A 17,750-nucleotide genomic window follows, 5' to 3' on the forward strand; every position below is an offset into this window, starting at 1 on the left:
GGTCGCTATGCCCCTGCTCACTGACCCTGCGGCTATCGCCGGGCTTGTCGTTCGCGAGGTCCGTACCGGCTCGCGCGACGGCGCGCCGACCCGGATCGTGATCGCGCGCCGCACCTACGCCACCGATCAGGCCGATCTGTGGGACGCGCTGACCGATCCCGAGCGGATACCGCGCTGGTTCCTGCCGGTCAGCGGAGAATTGAAGGTCGGCGGGCGGTTCCAGACCGAGGGCAACGCGGGCGGCGTCGTGCAGGAGTGCGACGAGCCGCGGCGGTTCGCCATCACCTGGGAGATGGGTCCGCAGGTGTCGTGGGTGACGGTCACGCTGACCGTCGACGCGGACAACACCGTGCTGGAGCTGGCCCACGAGGCGCCCATCGTGCCGGAGTTCTGGGATCAGTACGGTCCCGGCGCGGTCGGTGTCGGCTGGGATCTCGCGCTGATGGCGCTCGGCCTGCATGTCGCGACCGGTGCCGCGGTGGACCCGGCCGAGGGAATGACCTTTCCGACGACGCCCGAGGGGTTGGTGTTCGTCGAGGCGGCGGCCCGAGGTTGGGCGGACGCGGCGATCGCCGACAGCGATGACCCGGCCGCGGCACACGAGTCCGCGCAGCGCACGATCACGTTCTACACGGTCGAGCCCGAGGCCGATCCAGAGTCCTGATGACCGGTTCTGCGGAGAAGATTTTCGAGGCGCTCGGCGATCCGGTGCGCCGGTACATCCTCGAACTGGTGGCGGACGGCGAGCAGGCCGCAGGCACGGTTGTCGCTGCGGTGCAACGGTATACGCGGATCTCGCAACCCGGCGTCTCGCAGCATCTCAAGGTGCTTCGAGAGGCCGGGCTGGTGCGAGTCCGGGCGGAGGGGACGCGGCGGTTCTACCTGCTGGACGTCGAGGGAGTGGAGGCGGCGCAGTCGTGGCTGGCTCATCTCGTCGATCCGGTGACGCAATTCGCTCAGCCGCTGGACGCGCTGGCCACCGAAGTGGCGCGTGGCCGACGGGCGCGGAAGGCGGAGCCGGGTCGGAGTGCGGGGGAGTCGTCCGAGCCGGATGTTCGGCATGCGTGAGTGAGTGGGGTGTGGGCGTCGAATTCAGTTGTGAAGAAAGGTTGCGTGACGCCCGGAAGGCGCCTCGACGTGGTGGGGCGTGCTGCGTGGACGGCCCTCGTGTGGGGTCGTTCGTGGTGGTCGTGTTGGGTGGTGGGTGTGCGATCGAAGGTGGTTCGGGATGGGGTCGGTCTGCTGGCTTGGTTGGCGGTGCTGGTAGGGGGCGTCGGGGTCGGGTTGCATTTCAGTCGGTCGGAGTTCCGGATTTTGGTGCTGGCCGCTTCGGGGGCGCCGTATCTGATGGCCTGCGGGTTGGTCGGGGCCGTGGCGTTTCTCGTGATGCGGCGGTGGGTCGGTGCCGTGGTGGCGACCGTTGTTGTCGCTGCCGCGGTGTGGACGCAGGCTCCGCTGTACTTCCGTAACTCCGGCGATGACGGCGGGCCTTCGGTGAATGCGATGCAGGCCAATTTGTTGTTCGACGGTGCTGATCCGCGGGCATTGGTCGATGAGGTGCGGGCGCGGAACATCGCGGTGCTCACGGTCAACGAGCTGACCCCCGCGGCGGTCGAGGGCCTCGGCAAGGCGGGCCTCGATCAGCTACTGCCGCATCGGTATCTGTCGCCTGGCCGAACCGCGACCGGAACCGGTATCTGGAGCAGCTATCCGTTGTCGGAAACCGTTGAATACGACGGGTTTGTGCTGAACCAGCTCTCCGCGACAGCAACGGTCCCAGGCATCGGCCCGGTCGCGATCTACGCCTTCCACCCGGTGCCACCGATATACGGCACAACCGTCTGGGCCGACGAATTGTCCCGTCTGCGTGGAATTCTCGACCGCTCGCCAACGGATCGACCGGTGCTCGTCGGCGGCGACTTCAACGCGACCTACGACCACGCGCAGTTCCGCGCGATGCTCTCCGCACGCTTCGACGACGCCGCCGAGCAAGCAGGCGCCGGCCACCTGGTCACCTACCCGACCGACAAAACCTGGCCCCCCATAGTCGGTATCGACCATTTCCTCATCGCCCGCGGCCATGCGACCGAAGTCGAGACAGTCCCCATCCCCGGCGCAGACCATCGCGCCCTGTTCGCCCGCATCCTCCTGAACCCGCCGAATCCATAAACCCCACCCCCGACCTCACCCCCGCCCGTGACGTGAACCCCGGCAGCTCGACTGGCCCCGCAGCCACGTACCACCCCAGCCCTGCACAAATCGGCGTTCCCGCACACTTCCTGATCTTCCGCACAGCGATTCGCATGCGATCACGTGTGCGGGAGATCAGAAGGTGCGCGGGAACGTCGCACTCGGAGGCATCGCCCGCAGCCGCGCGGTCAAGGTCGAGACAGTACCCATCCCCGGCGCAGACTACCGTCGCGTTCTGAGGCCTGCCACCTGCCACCTGCACGGCTGGCAGCGGACCGAAGGCCCCGCAGGCCTCGTGGGTCAGCGCGCCACCCGGCGGGCCAGAAGTGCCGTTCCCGCACCAGCCCGTCGCCACAGGGCCCGGCCTACCTCTGCATGGTGTCGACGTGGCCGACGCATGCTCGAGGCGATCGACCTTGGTCGCCGTCCGGCTGGGAGAAATCGCGTTGGACAAGCTGATTCGAGCTGGAAGAATGGTCTCCGTGGGATCGCAGGCGGAGGACTACTCGACGGCGGAAATTGTTGTGCGTCCGTTCGAGGAGGCTGTTCGAGCCCGGCCGCATATGTTCTTCGGTTGCCACCGGGAGAACCCCAGGCTGGCCGGTGCCGTTGTCAATGCGGTGGTGCGGGATACGTTGGGGGAACCGGATCGACATCCCGCGACGGCTGAGGTGGTCACCGAGTCGGACCACCGGTTCACCATTACGGACAACATTGTCAACGAGATGGGCAAGCTCGACGCGAACGGCTTGCCACTGAGCCGATGGGCACTCGGCGCGCTGCTCGCGGTCAGCGCACGAACCTGGATCGAGATCCGAACCGCGGATCGACAGTGGTCGCGGGAGTTTGCGGGACCACGCCCATCGAGTCGCCTCGCGAACAGGACTCGACGGGCAGCCCAGGCACTCGAATCACGTGCGAACTCGATCGCGACTACTTTCCCGCTACGGCAGTACTGCCCGCCGCTGAGGATCTTCTGGACGCACGGGACGACCGGGTGATCGTCAGAGATTTCCGGAAATAAGCGGCCCGCCCTCGAAGCCTTTGGTACGCCCGATGGGCAAGCGTTGTCATCGACGATGCCTCCAGTGCCGACCTTGGTGCTGTCTACCTGCGATGTGTCAGAACGGGCTGTGCCGCAGAAGGTTTGGATCGTGGCCGACGAGTTGTCGAAACGGCTTGCCTCCGGTGCGCTGTGGGCTCTGGTCGAGCCGTTGCTGCCGAGGTGCACACCGCCCTCAGCAGGGCGGTGGTACCTCCGGCCGACGAACGCGTACCCGTAATCGACGTGACGTGACGCGAGGCGGCTGCGACACGACTGCGGCTGCGACTGAACCTCACTGTCAGAGTGGGCTGCACGGTGGGGCAATCCAACGACTGTGCCGGCAGTGGGCGTGGCGTCGACTGCGGCAGATGGCGGCGGAATCGGTTGAGGCGGAGGGAACGCGGCAGGCTGCGTCTTGCTCGCGGCCGTGGGTTTATCGTTCGGCAGCTCGGCAGCTCGGCAGCTCGGCAGCTCGGCAGCTCGGCAGCTCGGGAGCGTGGGCGGTTCTGCGCTCCGCACTGCGCTCGAACTTTCAACGCTCAGCACCGAATTCGGGTAGTGGCGTTTCGCTCGGGCCGGACTCGGCTGGAGCGGTGGTGTCGGTCTCGCCGCGCCGGACGACGATCACGCCGACGAGAATCATTGTGCCGCCGAGCAATTGGATGGCGCGTGGCGCTTCACCGAGCAAAGCCCAGGCGAACAGCAGTGCGGCCAGGACTTCGAAGAGCGCGACGAAGGACGCGAGGCGGGAGCCGAGCAGGCGGGTGGCGGCGATGCCGGAGACGTAGGCGAGGGCCGCGGTCACCACGCCGAGCACGAGGACCGGTGGCCACCAGGACATGGTGAAGTGCTCGAAGACGACCGGGTTCGTGGTGGCATGCAAGGGGACGATGCCGACCGCACCCGCGGCGAGCAGGCCGAGCCCGCCGAGGAGAAGCCCGCCCGCGGCCAGGACGGTGCCCGGCAGTGTGCCGTCGCCCTGCGCGGAGAGCACGAAGTAGCCGGCCGCGCCGAGCATGGCGGCGAGGGCCCAGGCGAGCCCGATCCAGCTGGTGCTCATACCGGAGCGCAGGTCGATGACCAGGAACAAGCCGGTGATCCCGAGCGCCGCGCCGGCGACCGTCGCGGTGCCGGGGCGTTGGCGGTGCCGCAACCAGAGCCAGGTGACGACTGCGATCGGCGCGGTGTACTCGATGAGCAGCGCCGCGCCGACGGCCATGTGCGCGACCGCGTTGAAATAGGCGAGCTGAGTACCGGCGACGGCGACGAGCCCGTACGCGGTGATCAGAGAGGCGTTGCGGCGCAACAACTGCCAGTCGCCGTGTAGCTGTCGCAGCGCGATGGGCATGAGCACGACGGCGGCCACCAGCACCCGGACCGCGACGACCGAGGCCGCACTCCAGCCGCCGTTCATCAGGCCGCGGGCCAGCGAGCCGGAGAGGCCGAACGACGACGCCGACAGCACCGCCAGAATCAGTCCGGACCGGAGCCGTTGAACGGCGGTGTCATGAGTCATCGTAGCCATGGGTAATGACGCTATGGGCGGGCATGTAATATGTCAACATGATTTTTGCTCATGACACCGAGGAGTCGCTGCTGGCTGCGGTGGAGCTGGTGAATTCGGCCGAGGAGCCGGATACGCTGACCGAAATCGACCAGCTGGACGCGTTTTTCGCCGAACACGTCTACACCGGCGTGCATACCGGCGACGCCGCCGAGCTGGCAGCGGTCCGCGCTTTGCGGGCGCCGCTGCGCCGGATGCTGACCAGCGATCGAGACACGACGGCCCGGCTGGTGAACGAGACCCTGGCGAAGCATCGCGCGGTGCCCCAACTGGTCCGGCACGGGAACGTCGACTACCACATCCACGCGGTGCCTGCCGAAGCGCCGTTCCCGGTCCGGATCGCCGTCGAGACGGCGATGGCGCTGATCGATCTGATCCGCACCGACGAGCTGAGCCGGCTATCGATCTGCGCGGACGACACCTGCGAGGGAATCGTCCTCGACCTGTCCCGCAACCGGTCTCGCCGCTATTGCAGCACCGCGTGCGGAAACCGCAATGCGGTCGCGGCCTACCGCGCGCGGAGGAAATAATCGACGATCGGGTGAACTGCCGGTCAGGATAGGCTCTTCTCCGCGAAATGGATAGCGCCGATCTCACATTGCGCGATCCACACCCGAGTTTTACTGTCGATTTGCACGCCATGCTGGATGACCAGGGGGACCCCGGGCGATTGCCCGGTCCGTAGTCGACCGAAGGCGGAAATTCATTGACCGACGACCGATCGATGTTTCGAACCTGGTGGCGGGATCCGGTCGATTACCGTGCCCTGGTCGAGACGTTCGAATCGCACGGCGCGCTCGGTCGGTTCAAGTTCATGCTCGGCGCCGGTGGGCTGGTCATGCTGCTGATCGCGGTGCTCGCCTCGATCGCGCAGGGGGACGTCGCCGGTTGGGTCGGTGAGGTGCAGGGCGCGGTCGAGGCGACGGTCGCCGGACTGTGGACGGTGCGCTGGTGGTTTTTACCGTGGCCGCGCGAAACCGAGTCGCTCGTCTGGATTGTGCTCTTCGATATCGACACCACCGCCAACGATTTGCTGGTGCACGATCGCGTCGTCGGAGTTCTGGGCGTGGTGCTGCTGACGGCAATGGGTGCGTACGTCACGGTATTCCACGGTCCGCGCATTCTCGCCGCGCATGTCGGGTGGACCTTGCTCACGAGTGTGGTGCTGGCCTTCCTGATGTTCCGCGGCGAATTGGCGGGCGGCGCGCCGGACCATCGGTGGGAAGATCTGGCGCTCGGGTTGGCGGTCGTCCTCGTCATGCTGGTCGTGGTCGGCGTGATGCTCCCGTTCGTGCAGTTCTGCCACTGGTTGCTGCGCGCGGACGCGCTGTCCGACCCGCTGACCGGGCTGCTGAACCGCCGCGGCCTCGACGCCAGGCTGTCCGCGCACATCGTGCACTGCCGGCACGCCTCGGCGTTCGTGGCGACGGTGGACATGGACCGATTCAAGGCGGTCAACGACACGTTCGGTCATCCGTTCGGCGACGAGGTGCTGATCCGCACGGCGCGACGCATCCGGGAGGCGGTCGACTCCGACGCGCTCATCGCCCGCACCGGAGGCGAGGAGTTCGTCATCGTCGGCTGCCTGCGCGAGGACGCCGCCGCCGTCGGTGAACGCTTGCGCCGCGCGATCGAGTCCATGCCCGATCTGCCGCTGGCCATCACGGCGAGCGTCGGCATCGCGGTCCTCGACGACTCGCGGGCCGGCGGCCCGTACAACGTGGCCACCTACCGCCGGTTGCTGCGCGGGTCCGATTCGGCGATGTATCGCGCAAAACGTCGCGGCGGCAACGCCGTTGCCATCGCGGGGCAGGACGAACCGCTGTCCCATCCGCGCCGCAAACCCTCCGGCGTCCCCGAGATCCATCCTGTGCCGGCTGCCGAGGAGCTCGGACTACCCACCCGCACGGTCCGGCCGCCGGTCTGATCGGTCAAAATAGGTTGCGGCGCAGAGTATTCGACGCGACACTGCCTGAATGGGCGCATTGGACGCGGCTGCCGCGCGGGTGGCAGGCGGGGCGACGGTGCGGATCCGGCCCGTCGGTTCGTCGATGGTGCCGTTGATCCGCAGCCGTGAGCTGGTGACCATCGCGCCGGTCGATCCGGAGAAGGTCGAAATCGGCGACATCGTGCTGGTCCGGGTTTCGGGAACCACCTATCTGCATCTGGTGACCGCGATCGCCGGTGAGCGGGTTCAGATCGGCAACAATCGCGGCCGGATCAACGGATGGACCAGCCGGGCAAGGGTTTTCGGTCTCTGTACCGAGATCGAAGGGGTGCCGGGCAAGAATATCGACGGCAAGGTCCTAGGCCCCTCCCCGCCGGCCGGGTGAGTTTCGCGTCCCTTCCGGTGGCCGGTGACGCGATCTACGGTGGCTGCATGACCGTCAGCGATACCCCGTGGGAACCGCCCGTCGCCGGGACCGAGGCCGAGCAGCTGATCGGTGCGCTGGAGCGATTGCGGGCGACCTTTCGATGGAAGGCCGACGACCTCGACTCGGCCGGTTTGCAGGCCCGGATCGGGGCTTCCGCGCTGACGCTCGGCGGACTGCTCAAGCACCTCGCGCGGGCCGAGGACGAGATGTTCAGCCGCAAGCTCAGCGGTGCGCCGGTCAGCCCACCCTGGGACGCCGTCGACTGGCGTGCGCACCCCGATTGGGATTTCGAATCGGCCGTCGACGACGCTCCCGAAGCGCTCTACGCGATGTGGGACGGCACCGTGGCCCGCTCGCGCGCGAAGCTCGACGCCGTGCTCGCCGACGGTGGTCTCGACCGGCTCGCCCACCTCGCCTGGCCTGATGGCCGCCGGCTCAGTGTGCGCCGGCTGGTCTGTGACCTGATCGAAGAGTACGGCCGCCACACCGGCCACGCCGACCTGCTCCGGGAGGCCGTGGACGGGCGCGTCGGCGAGGACCCGCCGGCCGGCTGGCGTCCGCGCAGCACCGGTTAGCCGCACGTGAGCAGGGTCATGTGGCCGCTCACCCGGATGCGGCGTAAATTCGTTAATTAGCGAAATACCGAAGGGTGGTGAGCGTGCTCGACGAGTGCAAGGCGTTGGCGAACGAGACCCGCCTGCGCGTTCTGGAGTGGCTCAAGGAACCGGACGTGCACTTCCCCGGACGCGGCGACACGGCCGAGCTCGGCGTGTGCGTCGGACTCATCCAGCAGAAGGCCGGAACGTCGGCCTCGACCATCTCGGCGCACCTGGCGATCCTGCAACGCGCCGGATTCCTCTGCGCTACCCGGCGCGGCCAGTGGATCTACTACCGCCGCGACGACGCCCGCATCCGAGCCTTCACCGAACAACTGCACCGCGTTCTCTGACCTACGAAAGGCACCGTCCTATGTCGACCGCACTGTCCCTCCTCGACCTGGCGCAGATCGCGCCCGGTCAGTCCGCGCGCGACAGCTTCGACAACAGCGTCGCCCTGGCGCGAGCCGCCGAACGTAGTGGCTACCAACGTGTTTGGTATGCGGAGCACCACAACATGGCCTCGATCGCGTCCAGCGCCACCAGCGTGCTCATCGGGCATGTCGCGGCGCACACCGACACCATCCGTCTGGGCTCCGGCGGCATCATGCTGCCCAACCACTCGCCACTGGTGATCGCCGAACAGTTCGGCACGCTGGAGACGCTGTTCCCCGGCCGGATCGATCTCGGCCTGGGCCGGGCGCCGGGTAGCGACCAGAAGACGATGCTCGCCTTACGCCGCAACGCGTCGTCGGCGGACTCGTTCCCGCAGGACGTGCTCGAGCTGCAGGGGTATCTGAGCGGGCATTCGCGGATCTCCGGCGTGCAGGCGGTGCCGCGCGCGGAAGGCATTGTGCCGCTGTACATCCTGGGTTCCTCGCTGTTCGGTGCGCAGTTGGCCGCGCAGCTCGGCTTGCCGTACGCGTTCGCGTCGCACTTCGCGCCGGACGCGCTGCACCAGGCGGTTGCCGTCTATCGCGACACCTTCCGGCCGTCGGAGCAGTTGGCCGAGCCGTACGTGATGGCCGCGCTCAACGTGTTCGCCGCGGAGGATCGTGCGGACGCGCTGGAACAGAAGAAGATCGCCTGGCGCAACCGGGCCCGGATGTTCATCAAGCGCGGCGCCGCCGACGTCGACTACAGCGACGCGGAGATCGACGCGTTCCTCGGCTCGCCGAACGGCCGCCAGCTCGCCTCGATGACGCAGTACACCGCTGCGGGCACGCCCGCCGAAGTCGTTGCCTACCTTGACGATTTCGCCGCCGACCTCGCTGCCGACGAGCTCATCCTCGCGCATTCCGCGCTGCAGATCGACGATCGAGTGCGCTCCGTCGAGCTCACCGGCGCCGCCATGGCCGCGGCCGACCGCGAACCTGCCGTCGGCTAGCCCAGCGGGCGCGGCGGGCGCCGCTTGGTGACTTCCGTCGAGCTCTGGTAGGCGAGGATGGTCAGCACCACGAGCAGGGTGATGATCTCGAGGGTATTGAAGGCGAACTGGTCGGCGGTCGCGGCGGCCGCGTCGTCCACCACGGGCGGCGTTGCCGCGACGGCGAATCGTTCTGGTGCGATGGCTGTTTCGGATCCCGCGGGCGCGGCGACGGGGGCGGTCGCCGGCTGGAAGAAGGAAAGCGGCGGGCTCAGGATCGGGGACGGGATCAAGAGCGGAAACGACGGCGTGGGCGGGGTCGGTGCGGTCGAGAGGGCGAGCAGGCAGGTCAGCACGGCGCTGCCGGTGACCGCGCTGCCGACCGCGGCGCTGCCCAGGGCCGAGCCGCTGGAGCCGAAACCCGGTGGGATGACCACGGATCCGGCCGAGCCGACGAAGGCCCACCAGGGCGGGGCGAGCATTCCCGGTCCGATCAGGCCGGAGCCGGCGGCCGAGCCGAGGAACAGCAGGGCGCCCGCGGTCACCGCGCTGCCCGCGCAGGCGGTGACGACGCTGCCGCTGTCGAGGCCGAGGACGGCGGGGTTGGCGGTGGCTCCGGTTGCGGGCGTTGCGCTTCCGGTGGTGTCGGCGTCCGCGTCGGCGGCGGGGCCGAGATCGAGAATCGCGTTCGTGGCGGGGAGCGACGACGGCTCCAGCGATAGGTGACCGCCGTCGGCGGCGCTGCCGGTCGTGGCGTCGGGGATGACGGCGCTGCCGGACGCGATGTCTTCGTGGCCTGCGCTGCCAGTGGGAACATCCTGCGCCGCACGGCTTCCCGACGCGGCGGGGGCGTCCTCTGTGGCTCTGTTCCCGGAGGGAGCGTCAGGTGTGGGCGGTCCGTCAGGTTCGGCCGGATCGGTCGGTGTCGTGCTGATTACGTCGGGTGGCACAGCGCCCCCGGCCGGCGGGGTGCCGGGTGCGGGGTCGGTTCCGTACGTGATGGCCGGTGGGAGCGGCGGCCCGAACGGAATCACCGCCGCGTCGGCTGGCGAGTTCTCCTGCGGCGCCATGTTTTCCGTCGTGACATCAGCGGTGGGCGGCGGACTCGGTAGCACGTCGTCGGCGGTGCACGGACCGGCGAACAGCACGGCCGCCGGAACGAACGCGCTCGCGACCACCAATCCGCGTGCGCCCCTGGTGATTCGCGGCGCGACACCACCGAACCTCTTCCGGGTGCGCTTCATTCGTTGTGGGTGACCGGTCCGATGGGACCCTGCTCGTACTGCGACTGGGCATAGGTGAAGGCATTTTTCGGAATGCCGAGCACTCCGGAGAACGGTCGCTCCAGGTCGTGGATGGCCAGCAGGGACGAGCCGATCACGATGCCGAGCAGCGCGGTCATCGCAAGGCTGCGCCGGGTCACCTGCATTCCGGTCAGCACGGGGTTGAGCAACACCAGTGCGGCACCGAAACACAAGGCGATGTAGAGGAATTGGGGGATGGTGCGGGACGCGTCGATGGCCCGGTCGTGACGGGCCTGGGTCACCCGGTCGATACCGGCCAGCGCGCGCGAGCGGGCCTCGATCACGATCGGATCCGTCGACCGCACCGACACCACGGCGTCGCGCAGGGAGTCGAGCGTTGCGCCGGTGGACTCGCTGAGCCGGCTCTCCCGTTCCATCACCGGCCACTCGGTGGTGAGCACCTCGTCGGTGTAGGCGAGCACCTTGTCGTGGATCCGCTGCTGGTCCGGTCCCGGCATCGCGTGGATGGCGAGGTGGGTGTCGACCAGGCCCTTGGACTCGGTGATCGTGTGGTTGTACGCGTTCTGGTTCTGATTCCAGCAGGCCACGAAGACGAACGCGAGGACCGCGGTGAAGATGGTCTTGGCCAGGTCGAGCGCGAGGTGGCTGGACGACTCGTCACTGTTCTGCCGCCATGATTTCGGGCGAACCCGGTCCCCGACAACCAAAACTCCCACCGCGATCGCCGCGGCGCAGATCGCGACCAGCAATTCCTGAGCCATCTCGCTCCACTCTCCCGGGCAAAGTCGGTACAAATGAATTCCGAGTGCAGGTTAGAGCGGCCGAGGCAACCCCGGCATGGGCATATTAGAACAGCACCGATCGAAGATTAGCCCTGGTGAGGCGCGGTCAGTTGGTGACGTTACCGAAATGTGATCCACGCTGAATCGGTTGAGTGAATTTACAGCAAATGACAGTTGGTCGTCGGCCTATTTCGAGGAGGCGGCGCGCGATCGGGGCGTGCGCCGGTATTCAGGGTAAAGGGCGGCAGTCCGCGACGAGGGCGGTCGTATTGTCGGTTCCGCCGGTTCGCAGGGCGCTGTCCACCAGCGTGTCGGCGGCGTTCGCGGGCGACTCCTGGCCGGCGAGCACCGCCTTGATCGTCGCGATGTCGAGGCGTTTGTGCACGCCGTCGGTGCTCAGCAGCAGCCTGCCGGTGCTGGAGCCGGTGGTGGCGGTGCCGATGTCGGCGGCCCGTACCGTGCGCGCGGAGGTGATGACGACATGGTCGAGGCGGGGCGCGGCGCCGTAGCCCCGGGTGCGCCAGAATTCGCCGACGGTGTGGTCGGTGGTGATCTGGTGCAGCACCCGGCCGTTCCAGCGGTAGGCGCGGCAGTCGCCGACCCAGGCGATATCGCCCGGTCCGTCGGGCTGTCCCGGGGAGGGTAGGACGGCGACGACGAGGACGCTGTCGGCCTCGCTCTGCGGGAACTGGCGGAGCAATTCCGCCTGCGCGCCAAGGATTCCCGCGTGCGCTCCGGCGCGGGCGCCGATGCGGGCGGCGAACTCGGCCGCGGTGCGTGCCGCCCGGGCGGCGGCCAGGTGATCGCCGATACCGTCGGCGACGACGAACGCGGTCCGTCCGGTCTCCGGATCGCTCACCGCGGCCGCGGCATCGGCATTGAGCGAGCGAGAACCGCGTCTGCTCAACGATTCCCAGGTGGTGCCGGTCAGCCGCACTGCTCCGGGGTCAGGGCCATCGGTGACAGGTGCCGAGCACATGGCCTGACCTCCTTGGGCGGGTCCTTGCTGGTGCCGATCGGCACTACTCCAGTAAACCGCTGAAACCCGTGGCGTCGGCAACAGTTTGCCGTGCAGTTCCTGTGAAGCCCATTACGTTTTGGTCTCTTGGCGTGATCCCGACAAGGGTACGGCGAGTTGGACTTTGATTCGTTCGTAGGTCGGCAACGTCTCGTAGCGGTGCACGGACTTGTCCCGGACGAAGAGATCGTTCGACAGGTGACGGTAGGCGGCGAGGTCCTCGGTGATCAGCACCACCAGGTAATCCCATTGTCCGACAACGGAATAGCACTGCTGCACGGCGGGCTCGGCGAGCATGCGGTCGCAGAACGCGACGTAGTGGTCGTTGTCGTCCTCGGCCAGCTCGACGAGCACCACGGTGGTCAACCCCATGCCCACCGCGCGCGGGTCGATCACGGCGACCTCCGCGGTGATCACGCCGCCGGCGCGCAGGCGGGTGAGCCGGCGCTGAACGGCACTGGGGGAGAGGCCGACTCGATCGCCGAGCTCGTGCAGGGGCCGGGTCGCGTCGACCTGGACGAGCTCCAAGAGCCGGTGGTCGATGTCGTCTAACGGTAGAACGGTCACGCAAGATCTTTGCGTGTGATCGGGAAAATTGTCAATCGTGTCCGGTGCCGTTACTTCTAGGGTTCAGCTCATGAGTGATCTGGTCGACATCGAGGCACTGCGGCGGCGAGTAGGGATCAAGTGGGCACGGGCGGGGGCGGACGTGCTGCCGGGCTGGATCGCGGACATGGATTTTCCGGTGCCGGAGCCGGTGCGCGCGGTGTTGCGGCGGGCGGTCGAGGGGGATCTGGGATATCCGGCGTGGGAGGACCGGCCCGATCGCAATCCGTTGCAGGAGGCGTTCGCCGACCGCATGCGTGACCGATGCGACCTGGCTCTCGATCCGGATGACGTGTACGTCTTCACCGAGCTGATCCAGGTCTTGCAGATCGTGTTGCAGCTGATGACCCGGCCGGGCGACGCGGTCGCCGTGCACACGCCCGCGTATCCGCCGTTCCTGCAGACGCTGGAGGTGATGGGGCGGCGGCTGGTACCTATTCCGATGATCGCGGGTGCGGACGGGTGGACGTTCGACGCCGACCGGATGGCGCGGGACGTCGCCGAGAATGATTGCCGCGCCTTGATTCTGGTGAACCCGAACAATCCGACGGGGCATATGTTCGATCGCGACGAGCTGTCGGTGATCGCGGAGATCGCCTGCCGGCATGACCTTTTCGTGATCTCCGACGAGATCCATTCCGAGCTGACGCACGATCGACGCCGGCATATTCCGATCGCCTCGCTCGGGGCGGAAATCGCCGGGCGGACCGTCACTTTGAACTCCGCGAGCAAGGCGTTCAATCTGGCGGGGCTGCGGTGCTGTGTCGCACATGTCGGGGACCGCCGGGTGCGGGCGGCGCTGGACGCGCAGCCGCCGTTGGTGTACGGGCAGGTGAGCGCGCTGAGCGTGCTCGCGACCTGTACCGCCTGGCGGGAGGGCGCCGAGTGGCTGGCCCATACGCGGCGGGTGCTGACCGAGAATCGGGACCTGGTGGCCGAGTCGCTGCCGCCGGGGATCCGCTTCCACCGGCCCGACGCGAGCTATCTGGCCTGGCTCGATTGCCGTGCACTCGAACTCGGTCAGGATCCGGCGGGGTTCTTCCTCGAGCAGGCCAAGGTCCGCCTGCTGCCGGGCCCGGACTTCGGGCCCGGCGGTGCGGGTTTCGCGCGGCTGAACTTCGCGACCTTCCGGCCGGTGCTCGAGGACATGCTCGGGCGGCTGCACACGGCGGTGGAGAAGCGCGACGATCGGTGAGGGTGCGGGTCAGTCGGGCGCGCCGAACCAGTGCGTCAGTGCCGTCGAGATCGCCGAGGGGTCGTCACTCGACGCGCAGACGTAACCGTCCGGCCGGACCAGCACCGCCGCGGCGGCCAGCGCGCCGGAATCCACCGTGACGCACCGAATCCGCGTCTTCCAGCCGTCGGCCAGCGGGGCGAACCGATGGTCCCGGCTGCTGTCCAGCAGCAGCCCGTGCCCGCCGCACGCGTGTTCGGCGAGGCGGGTGCCGTCGCCGAGGTCGAGATCCGGCATTCGGTGGCCGAGTCCCGGTCCGAGGTCGTATCGAATGGCCAGACCGGAAACATCCTGGGCCACTTGAAGGTTCGCCTCAGGTAATTCCAGGAGCCGGCTGATCATCGCACGCACTACCCTGGCGTCGGGATGCGGCGCGGTCAGGACGCTCTGCGCCTGGGTGTTCGCCAGCACGGCGGCCGCCACCGGGTGCCGTTCGGTGTGGTAGCTGTCGAGCAGGTGCTGCGGCGCCCAGCCGTGCACATCGGCGGCGAGCTTCCAGCCGAGATTGAACGCGTCCTGCAGGCCGAGGCTCATGCCCTGACCGCCGAGCGGCGCGTGGATGTGCGCGGCGTCGCCGGCGAGAAACACTCGGCCCGTGCGGTATTCGCTCACCTGCCGGGAGGCGTCGGTGAATCGGGAGGCAATCAGCAGCTCGTCGAGTTCTATGTCCGGTCCGTAGGTACGGGTCAGCACGCCCTGGATCTCCTCGGCCGAAACCGCCGTATCCTTGCTGATTCCGGTTTGGCCGAGAGCGCTGAATGTGAACCGGTACACCCCATCGCGCAACGGCAGCAAGAAGGCGAAATCGGTACGCTCGGTGTCGAATTCGGGCATGGCCCAGGACTCGCCGACCCCGGCCGGTTTGCGGCGGAGCGTGATGTCGCACACTGCCGCGGGTGCGTTTCCGTCCCGTCCGGGGAACGCGACACCGCTCAGTTTGCGCACGGTGCTGCGTCCGCCGTCCGCGCCGACCAGGTAGTGCGCCGTGAGCCGGTGCTCGCCGTCGGCTGTGGCCACCGTGGCGATGACCTGGTCGTCGCCGGGTGCGAGTCCGGAGTCGATACGAACCAGTTCGTGCCCGCGCCGCGGCTTGATGCCGAAACCTGCCAGATTGGCCTCCAGCGCCTGCTCCACATCGGCCTGCACGATGCCGACCTGGTGGGCGAATCGGCTGTCCAGCGCCCCGTAGTTCAACGGAATACCGGAGAAATGCCCCCATTCCACGTTGGCGAAGGCGAACTCGTCCATCCGGCTCAGCCACCCGCGCCAGTCCAGGATCTCCGCCGAGCGCGGCTGCAAGTTCAAGGCCTTGGACTGCCGGCTGCGGGTCGGGTCGCGCTCCAGCACAACGGCCCGCACCCCCGCCAGCCCGAGTTCGTTCGCCAATAACAGACCAGTTGGTCCACCGCCAACAATCACCACATCGGTATCAGGCACCCTTCAACCCTGCCAACCACATGCCCGCCGCGCCACCGGTTTTCACCGCACGTGCGCAGCCGCACATCCCGCCGAAGGTGGTTCCCGCTCACCGAGTCGAGTCATAGGGTCGCCGTTGAAGATCAACTAGCGGCCCTATGCCTCGGCTCGGTGAACGGCTCGGCGCGGCGTTGCGATCAGCGTGATGCAGACCCCTGCGAGCCGGGGGATCGGCACCGTACGCTGTGCCGCCCGGTGGTGCCAGGCGACCTCGGCAGGAGGGACTGAGCGGCGGGAGTCCGGGCAGGTGGTAGGAAAGGGTACGTGTCCACAACTGTCGAAGGATCAGTCCCCAACAGCAGCTCTCGCGCGGTCGACGAGGTGGTGGACCTGGTCAGCGCGCTGATCCGGTTCGATACCTCGAACACCGGAGAGCTGGCAACCACCAAGGGGGAGCGCGAGTGTGCGGAATGGGTGGCTGAGCAACTGCAACAGGCCGGGTATACGACCGAGTACGTCGAGTCGGGGGCGCCGGGGCGGGGGAATGTGTTCGCGCGGCTGAAGGGCGCGGATTCGAGCAAGGGCGCGCTGATGATGCACGGGCACCTGGACGTGGTGCCCGCGGAGGCGGCGGACTGGAGCGTGCATCCGTTTTCGGGCGCGGTGCAGGACGGTTACGTGTGGGGGCGCGGCGCGATCGACATGAAGGACATGGTCGGGATGATGCTGGCCATCGCCCGGCAGTTCAAGCTCGAGGGGACCGTGCCGCCGCGCGACATCGTGTTCGCGTTCCTGGCGGACGAGGAGAACGGCGGCAAGTGGGGGTCGCAGTGGCTGGTGGACAACCGGCCGGATCTGTTCGAGGGGATCACCGAGGCGGTGGGCGAGGTGGGCGGCTTCTCGCTGACCGTGCCGCGGCCCGACGGCACCGAACGCCGGCTGTATCTGGTGGAGACGGCCGAGAAGGGGCTCGGCTGGATGCGGTTGCGCGCCAAGGCCCGTGCCGGTCACGGCTCGTTCCTGCACGAGGACAACGCGGTCACCATTCTGGCCGACGCGGTCGCGCGGCTCGGCAAACACACCTTCCCCGTGGTGATGTCGGAGTCGGTGAGCGCGTTCCTGGCCGCCGTCGCCGAGGAGACCGGGCTGGAGTTCGACCCGTCCAGCCCGGACATCGAGGGACAGCTGGCCAAACTGGGCACCATCTCGCGGATTATCGGTGCCACACTGCGGGATACGGCGAACCCGACCATGTTGCAGGCCGGGTACAAGGCGAACGTGATCCCGCAGACCGCGGAGGCCGTGGTCGACTGCCGCGTGGTACCGGGCCGGCAGGCGGCGTTCGAGCGTGAGGTGGACGAGCTGATCGGCCCGGACGTCGAGCGCGAGTGGATCACCAAACTCGATTCGTACGAAACGACTTTCGACGGTCACCTGGTGGACGCGATGAACGACGCCATCCTCGCCCACGACCCGCGGGGGCGCACCGTGCCCTACATGCTCTCCGGCGGCACCGACGCGAAGGCGTTCGCTCGCTTGGGTATTCGCTGCTTCGGCTTCGCACCGCTGCAACTGCCACCGGATCTCGACTTCACCGCGCTGTTTCACGGTGTGGACGAACGCGTTCCGGTGGAAGCGCTCGAATTCGGCACCCGGGTGCTGGAACACTTCCTGCTGAACAGCTGACGAAAGGACAATCAGTGCCCGACTACTCCTATAACCCGTACGACGCGCTGCCGCAGTTGCCGTCGTTCACGCTGACCTCCGACGACGTCAGCGACGGTCAGCCGCTGGGCAACGATCAGGTCAGCGGCATCTTCGGGGCCGGCGGCAAGGACATCTCGCCGCAGCTGTCCTGGTCCGGATTCCCCGCGGAGACAAAGAGTTTCGCCGTGACCGTGTACGACCCGGACGCGCCGACCGCAGCCGGATTCTGGCACTGGGCGGTGGCCGACATTCCGGTCGGCGTCACCTCGCTGCCCAGCGGGGCGGGGAGCGGCGAAGAGGGCGGTGCGTTGCCGACCGGCGCGATCAGCCTGCGCAACGACGGCGGGTTCGCCGGATTCGTCGGCGCCGGACCGCCGCCCGGACACGGCTACCACCGCTACTTCATCGTGGTGCATGCCGTGGACGTGGAGAGCCTCGGCATCGATGCCTCGGCCACGCCCGCCTACCTCGGCTTCAACCTGTTCTCGCACGCCATCGCGCGTGCGACCATCGTGGGCACTTACGAGCAGAAGTAGCCTCGGACACGACGGTGGCCCTGAGCGAATTGCTCAGGGCCACCGTCATT

19 protein-coding genes are annotated in these 17,750 nt (G+C 67.9%); 13 read left to right on the top strand and 6 right to left on the bottom strand.

The features are described 5' to 3' along the window. The first annotated feature begins 7 nt into the window (after positions 1-7). From ACFYO1_RS14830 to ACFYO1_RS14845, 4 genes are all read left to right on the top strand, one after another. A complete protein-coding gene (locus ACFYO1_RS14830) occupies positions 8-664 on the top strand; it encodes an SRPBCC family protein (RefSeq protein WP_387230765.1) in 657 nt (218 codons plus the stop codon). After that, entirely contained in the window at positions 664-1,068 is a 405-nt protein-coding gene (locus ACFYO1_RS14835; protein ID WP_387230767.1) for an ArsR/SmtB family transcription factor, read from the top strand. Before ACFYO1_RS14830 ends, ACFYO1_RS14835 begins: the two co-directional genes overlap by 1 nt. Positions 1,069-1,206: 138 nt before the next feature. Beyond that, the gene (locus tag ACFYO1_RS14840) at positions 1,207-2,169 is read left to right on the top strand and encodes an endonuclease/exonuclease/phosphatase family protein (protein WP_387230769.1); all 963 of its coding nucleotides are present in this window, start codon (positions 1,207-1,209) and stop codon (positions 2,167-2,169) included. Between the two features lie 467 nt (positions 2,170-2,636). Continuing rightward, positions 2,637-3,191: a hypothetical protein gene (locus ACFYO1_RS14845; protein ID WP_387230771.1), complete on the top strand. Its 555-nt coding sequence runs from the start codon at positions 2,637-2,639 to the stop codon at positions 3,189-3,191. Positions 3,192-3,767: 576 nt separating this feature from the next. Here the strand turns inward: ACFYO1_RS14845 and ACFYO1_RS14850 are convergent. Next, positions 3,768-4,760, bottom strand: coding sequence for an EamA family transporter (locus tag ACFYO1_RS14850; protein ID WP_387230773.1), 993 nt, complete (start codon positions 4,758-4,760; stop codon positions 3,768-3,770). A gap of 38 nt (positions 4,761-4,798) precedes the next feature. Between ACFYO1_RS14850 and ACFYO1_RS14855 the strand changes: the two genes are divergently transcribed. The 6 genes from ACFYO1_RS14855 (at position 4,799) to ACFYO1_RS14880 (ending at position 9,157) form a co-directional block, all read left to right on the top strand. After that, on the top strand, positions 4,799-5,329 hold the full coding sequence (locus ACFYO1_RS14855) for a CGNR zinc finger domain-containing protein (protein WP_387230775.1): 531 nt from the start codon (positions 4,799-4,801) through the stop codon (positions 5,327-5,329). A 194-nt stretch (positions 5,330-5,523) separates the two neighbouring features. Beyond that, positions 5,524-6,726: a diguanylate cyclase domain-containing protein gene (locus ACFYO1_RS14860; protein ID WP_387230777.1), complete on the top strand. Its 1,203-nt coding sequence runs from the start codon at positions 5,524-5,526 to the stop codon at positions 6,724-6,726. Positions 6,727-6,775: 49 nt separating this feature from the next. Then, positions 6,776-7,132 (top strand): S26 family signal peptidase, encoded by a 357-nt coding sequence (locus tag ACFYO1_RS14865; RefSeq protein ID WP_387230779.1) that lies wholly within the window; start codon positions 6,776-6,778, stop codon positions 7,130-7,132. Positions 7,133-7,179: 47 nt separating this feature from the next. Further along, on the top strand, positions 7,180-7,749 hold the full coding sequence (locus tag ACFYO1_RS14870; protein WP_387230781.1) for a DUF664 domain-containing protein: 570 nt from the start codon (positions 7,180-7,182) through the stop codon (positions 7,747-7,749). 77 nt (positions 7,750-7,826) lie between these two features. Further along, positions 7,827-8,123, top strand: a complete 297-nt coding sequence (locus ACFYO1_RS14875) for an ArsR/SmtB family transcription factor (protein ID WP_387230783.1) — start codon at positions 7,827-7,829, stop codon at positions 8,121-8,123. Positions 8,124-8,143: 20 nt separating this feature from the next. After that, positions 8,144-9,157: an LLM class flavin-dependent oxidoreductase gene (locus ACFYO1_RS14880; RefSeq protein ID WP_387230785.1), complete on the top strand. Its 1,014-nt coding sequence runs from the start codon at positions 8,144-8,146 to the stop codon at positions 9,155-9,157. On the opposite strand, the gene ACFYO1_RS14885 is transcribed toward ACFYO1_RS14880, so the two are convergent. From ACFYO1_RS14885 to ACFYO1_RS14900, 4 genes are all read right to left on the bottom strand, one after another. After that, positions 9,154-10,380: a hypothetical protein gene (locus ACFYO1_RS14885; protein ID WP_387230787.1), complete on the bottom strand. Its 1,227-nt coding sequence runs from the start codon at positions 10,378-10,380 to the stop codon at positions 9,154-9,156. The two genes, ACFYO1_RS14880 and ACFYO1_RS14885, sit on opposite strands and share 4 nt — an antisense overlap. Continuing rightward, on the bottom strand, positions 10,377-11,162 hold the full coding sequence (locus ACFYO1_RS14890; protein ID WP_387230789.1) for a hypothetical protein: 786 nt from the start codon (positions 11,160-11,162) through the stop codon (positions 10,377-10,379). The genes ACFYO1_RS14885 and ACFYO1_RS14890 overlap by 4 nt, the downstream gene beginning before the upstream one ends. A gap of 250 nt (positions 11,163-11,412) precedes the next feature. Continuing rightward, entirely contained in the window at positions 11,413-12,162 is a 750-nt protein-coding gene (locus ACFYO1_RS14895; protein WP_387230791.1) for a PP2C family protein-serine/threonine phosphatase, read from the bottom strand. Between the two features lie 111 nt (positions 12,163-12,273). Continuing rightward, positions 12,274-12,768, bottom strand: a complete 495-nt coding sequence (locus ACFYO1_RS14900) for an Lrp/AsnC family transcriptional regulator (RefSeq protein WP_387230793.1) — start codon at positions 12,766-12,768, stop codon at positions 12,274-12,276. 70 nt (positions 12,769-12,838) lie between these two features. Here ACFYO1_RS14900 and ACFYO1_RS14905 point away from each other — a divergent pair, with 70 nt between their 5' ends. Further along, entirely contained in the window at positions 12,839-14,002 is a 1,164-nt protein-coding gene (locus ACFYO1_RS14905; RefSeq protein WP_387230795.1) for a MalY/PatB family protein, read from the top strand. A gap of 9 nt (positions 14,003-14,011) precedes the next feature. On the opposite strand, the gene ACFYO1_RS14910 is transcribed toward ACFYO1_RS14905, so the two are convergent. Beyond that, the gene (locus ACFYO1_RS14910; protein WP_387230797.1) at positions 14,012-15,478 is read right to left on the bottom strand and encodes an FAD-dependent monooxygenase; all 1,467 of its coding nucleotides are present in this window, start codon (positions 15,476-15,478) and stop codon (positions 14,012-14,014) included. A 303-nt stretch (positions 15,479-15,781) separates the two neighbouring features. On the opposite strand from ACFYO1_RS14910, the gene ACFYO1_RS14915 reads away from it, so the two are divergent. Both ACFYO1_RS14915 and ACFYO1_RS14920 read left to right on the top strand, forming a co-directional pair. Next, positions 15,782-17,143, top strand: coding sequence for a M20/M25/M40 family metallo-hydrolase (locus ACFYO1_RS14915; protein WP_387230799.1), 1,362 nt, complete (start codon positions 15,782-15,784; stop codon positions 17,141-17,143). 14 nt (positions 17,144-17,157) lie between these two features. Continuing rightward, positions 17,158-17,700, top strand: coding sequence for a YbhB/YbcL family Raf kinase inhibitor-like protein (locus ACFYO1_RS14920; RefSeq protein ID WP_387230801.1), 543 nt, complete (start codon positions 17,158-17,160; stop codon positions 17,698-17,700). The last annotated feature ends 50 nt before the right edge of the window (positions 17,701-17,750 follow it).

This window comes from Nocardia sp. NPDC006044, assembly GCF_042871115.1.
Lineage (GTDB): Bacteria > Actinomycetota > Actinomycetes > Mycobacteriales > Mycobacteriaceae > Nocardia.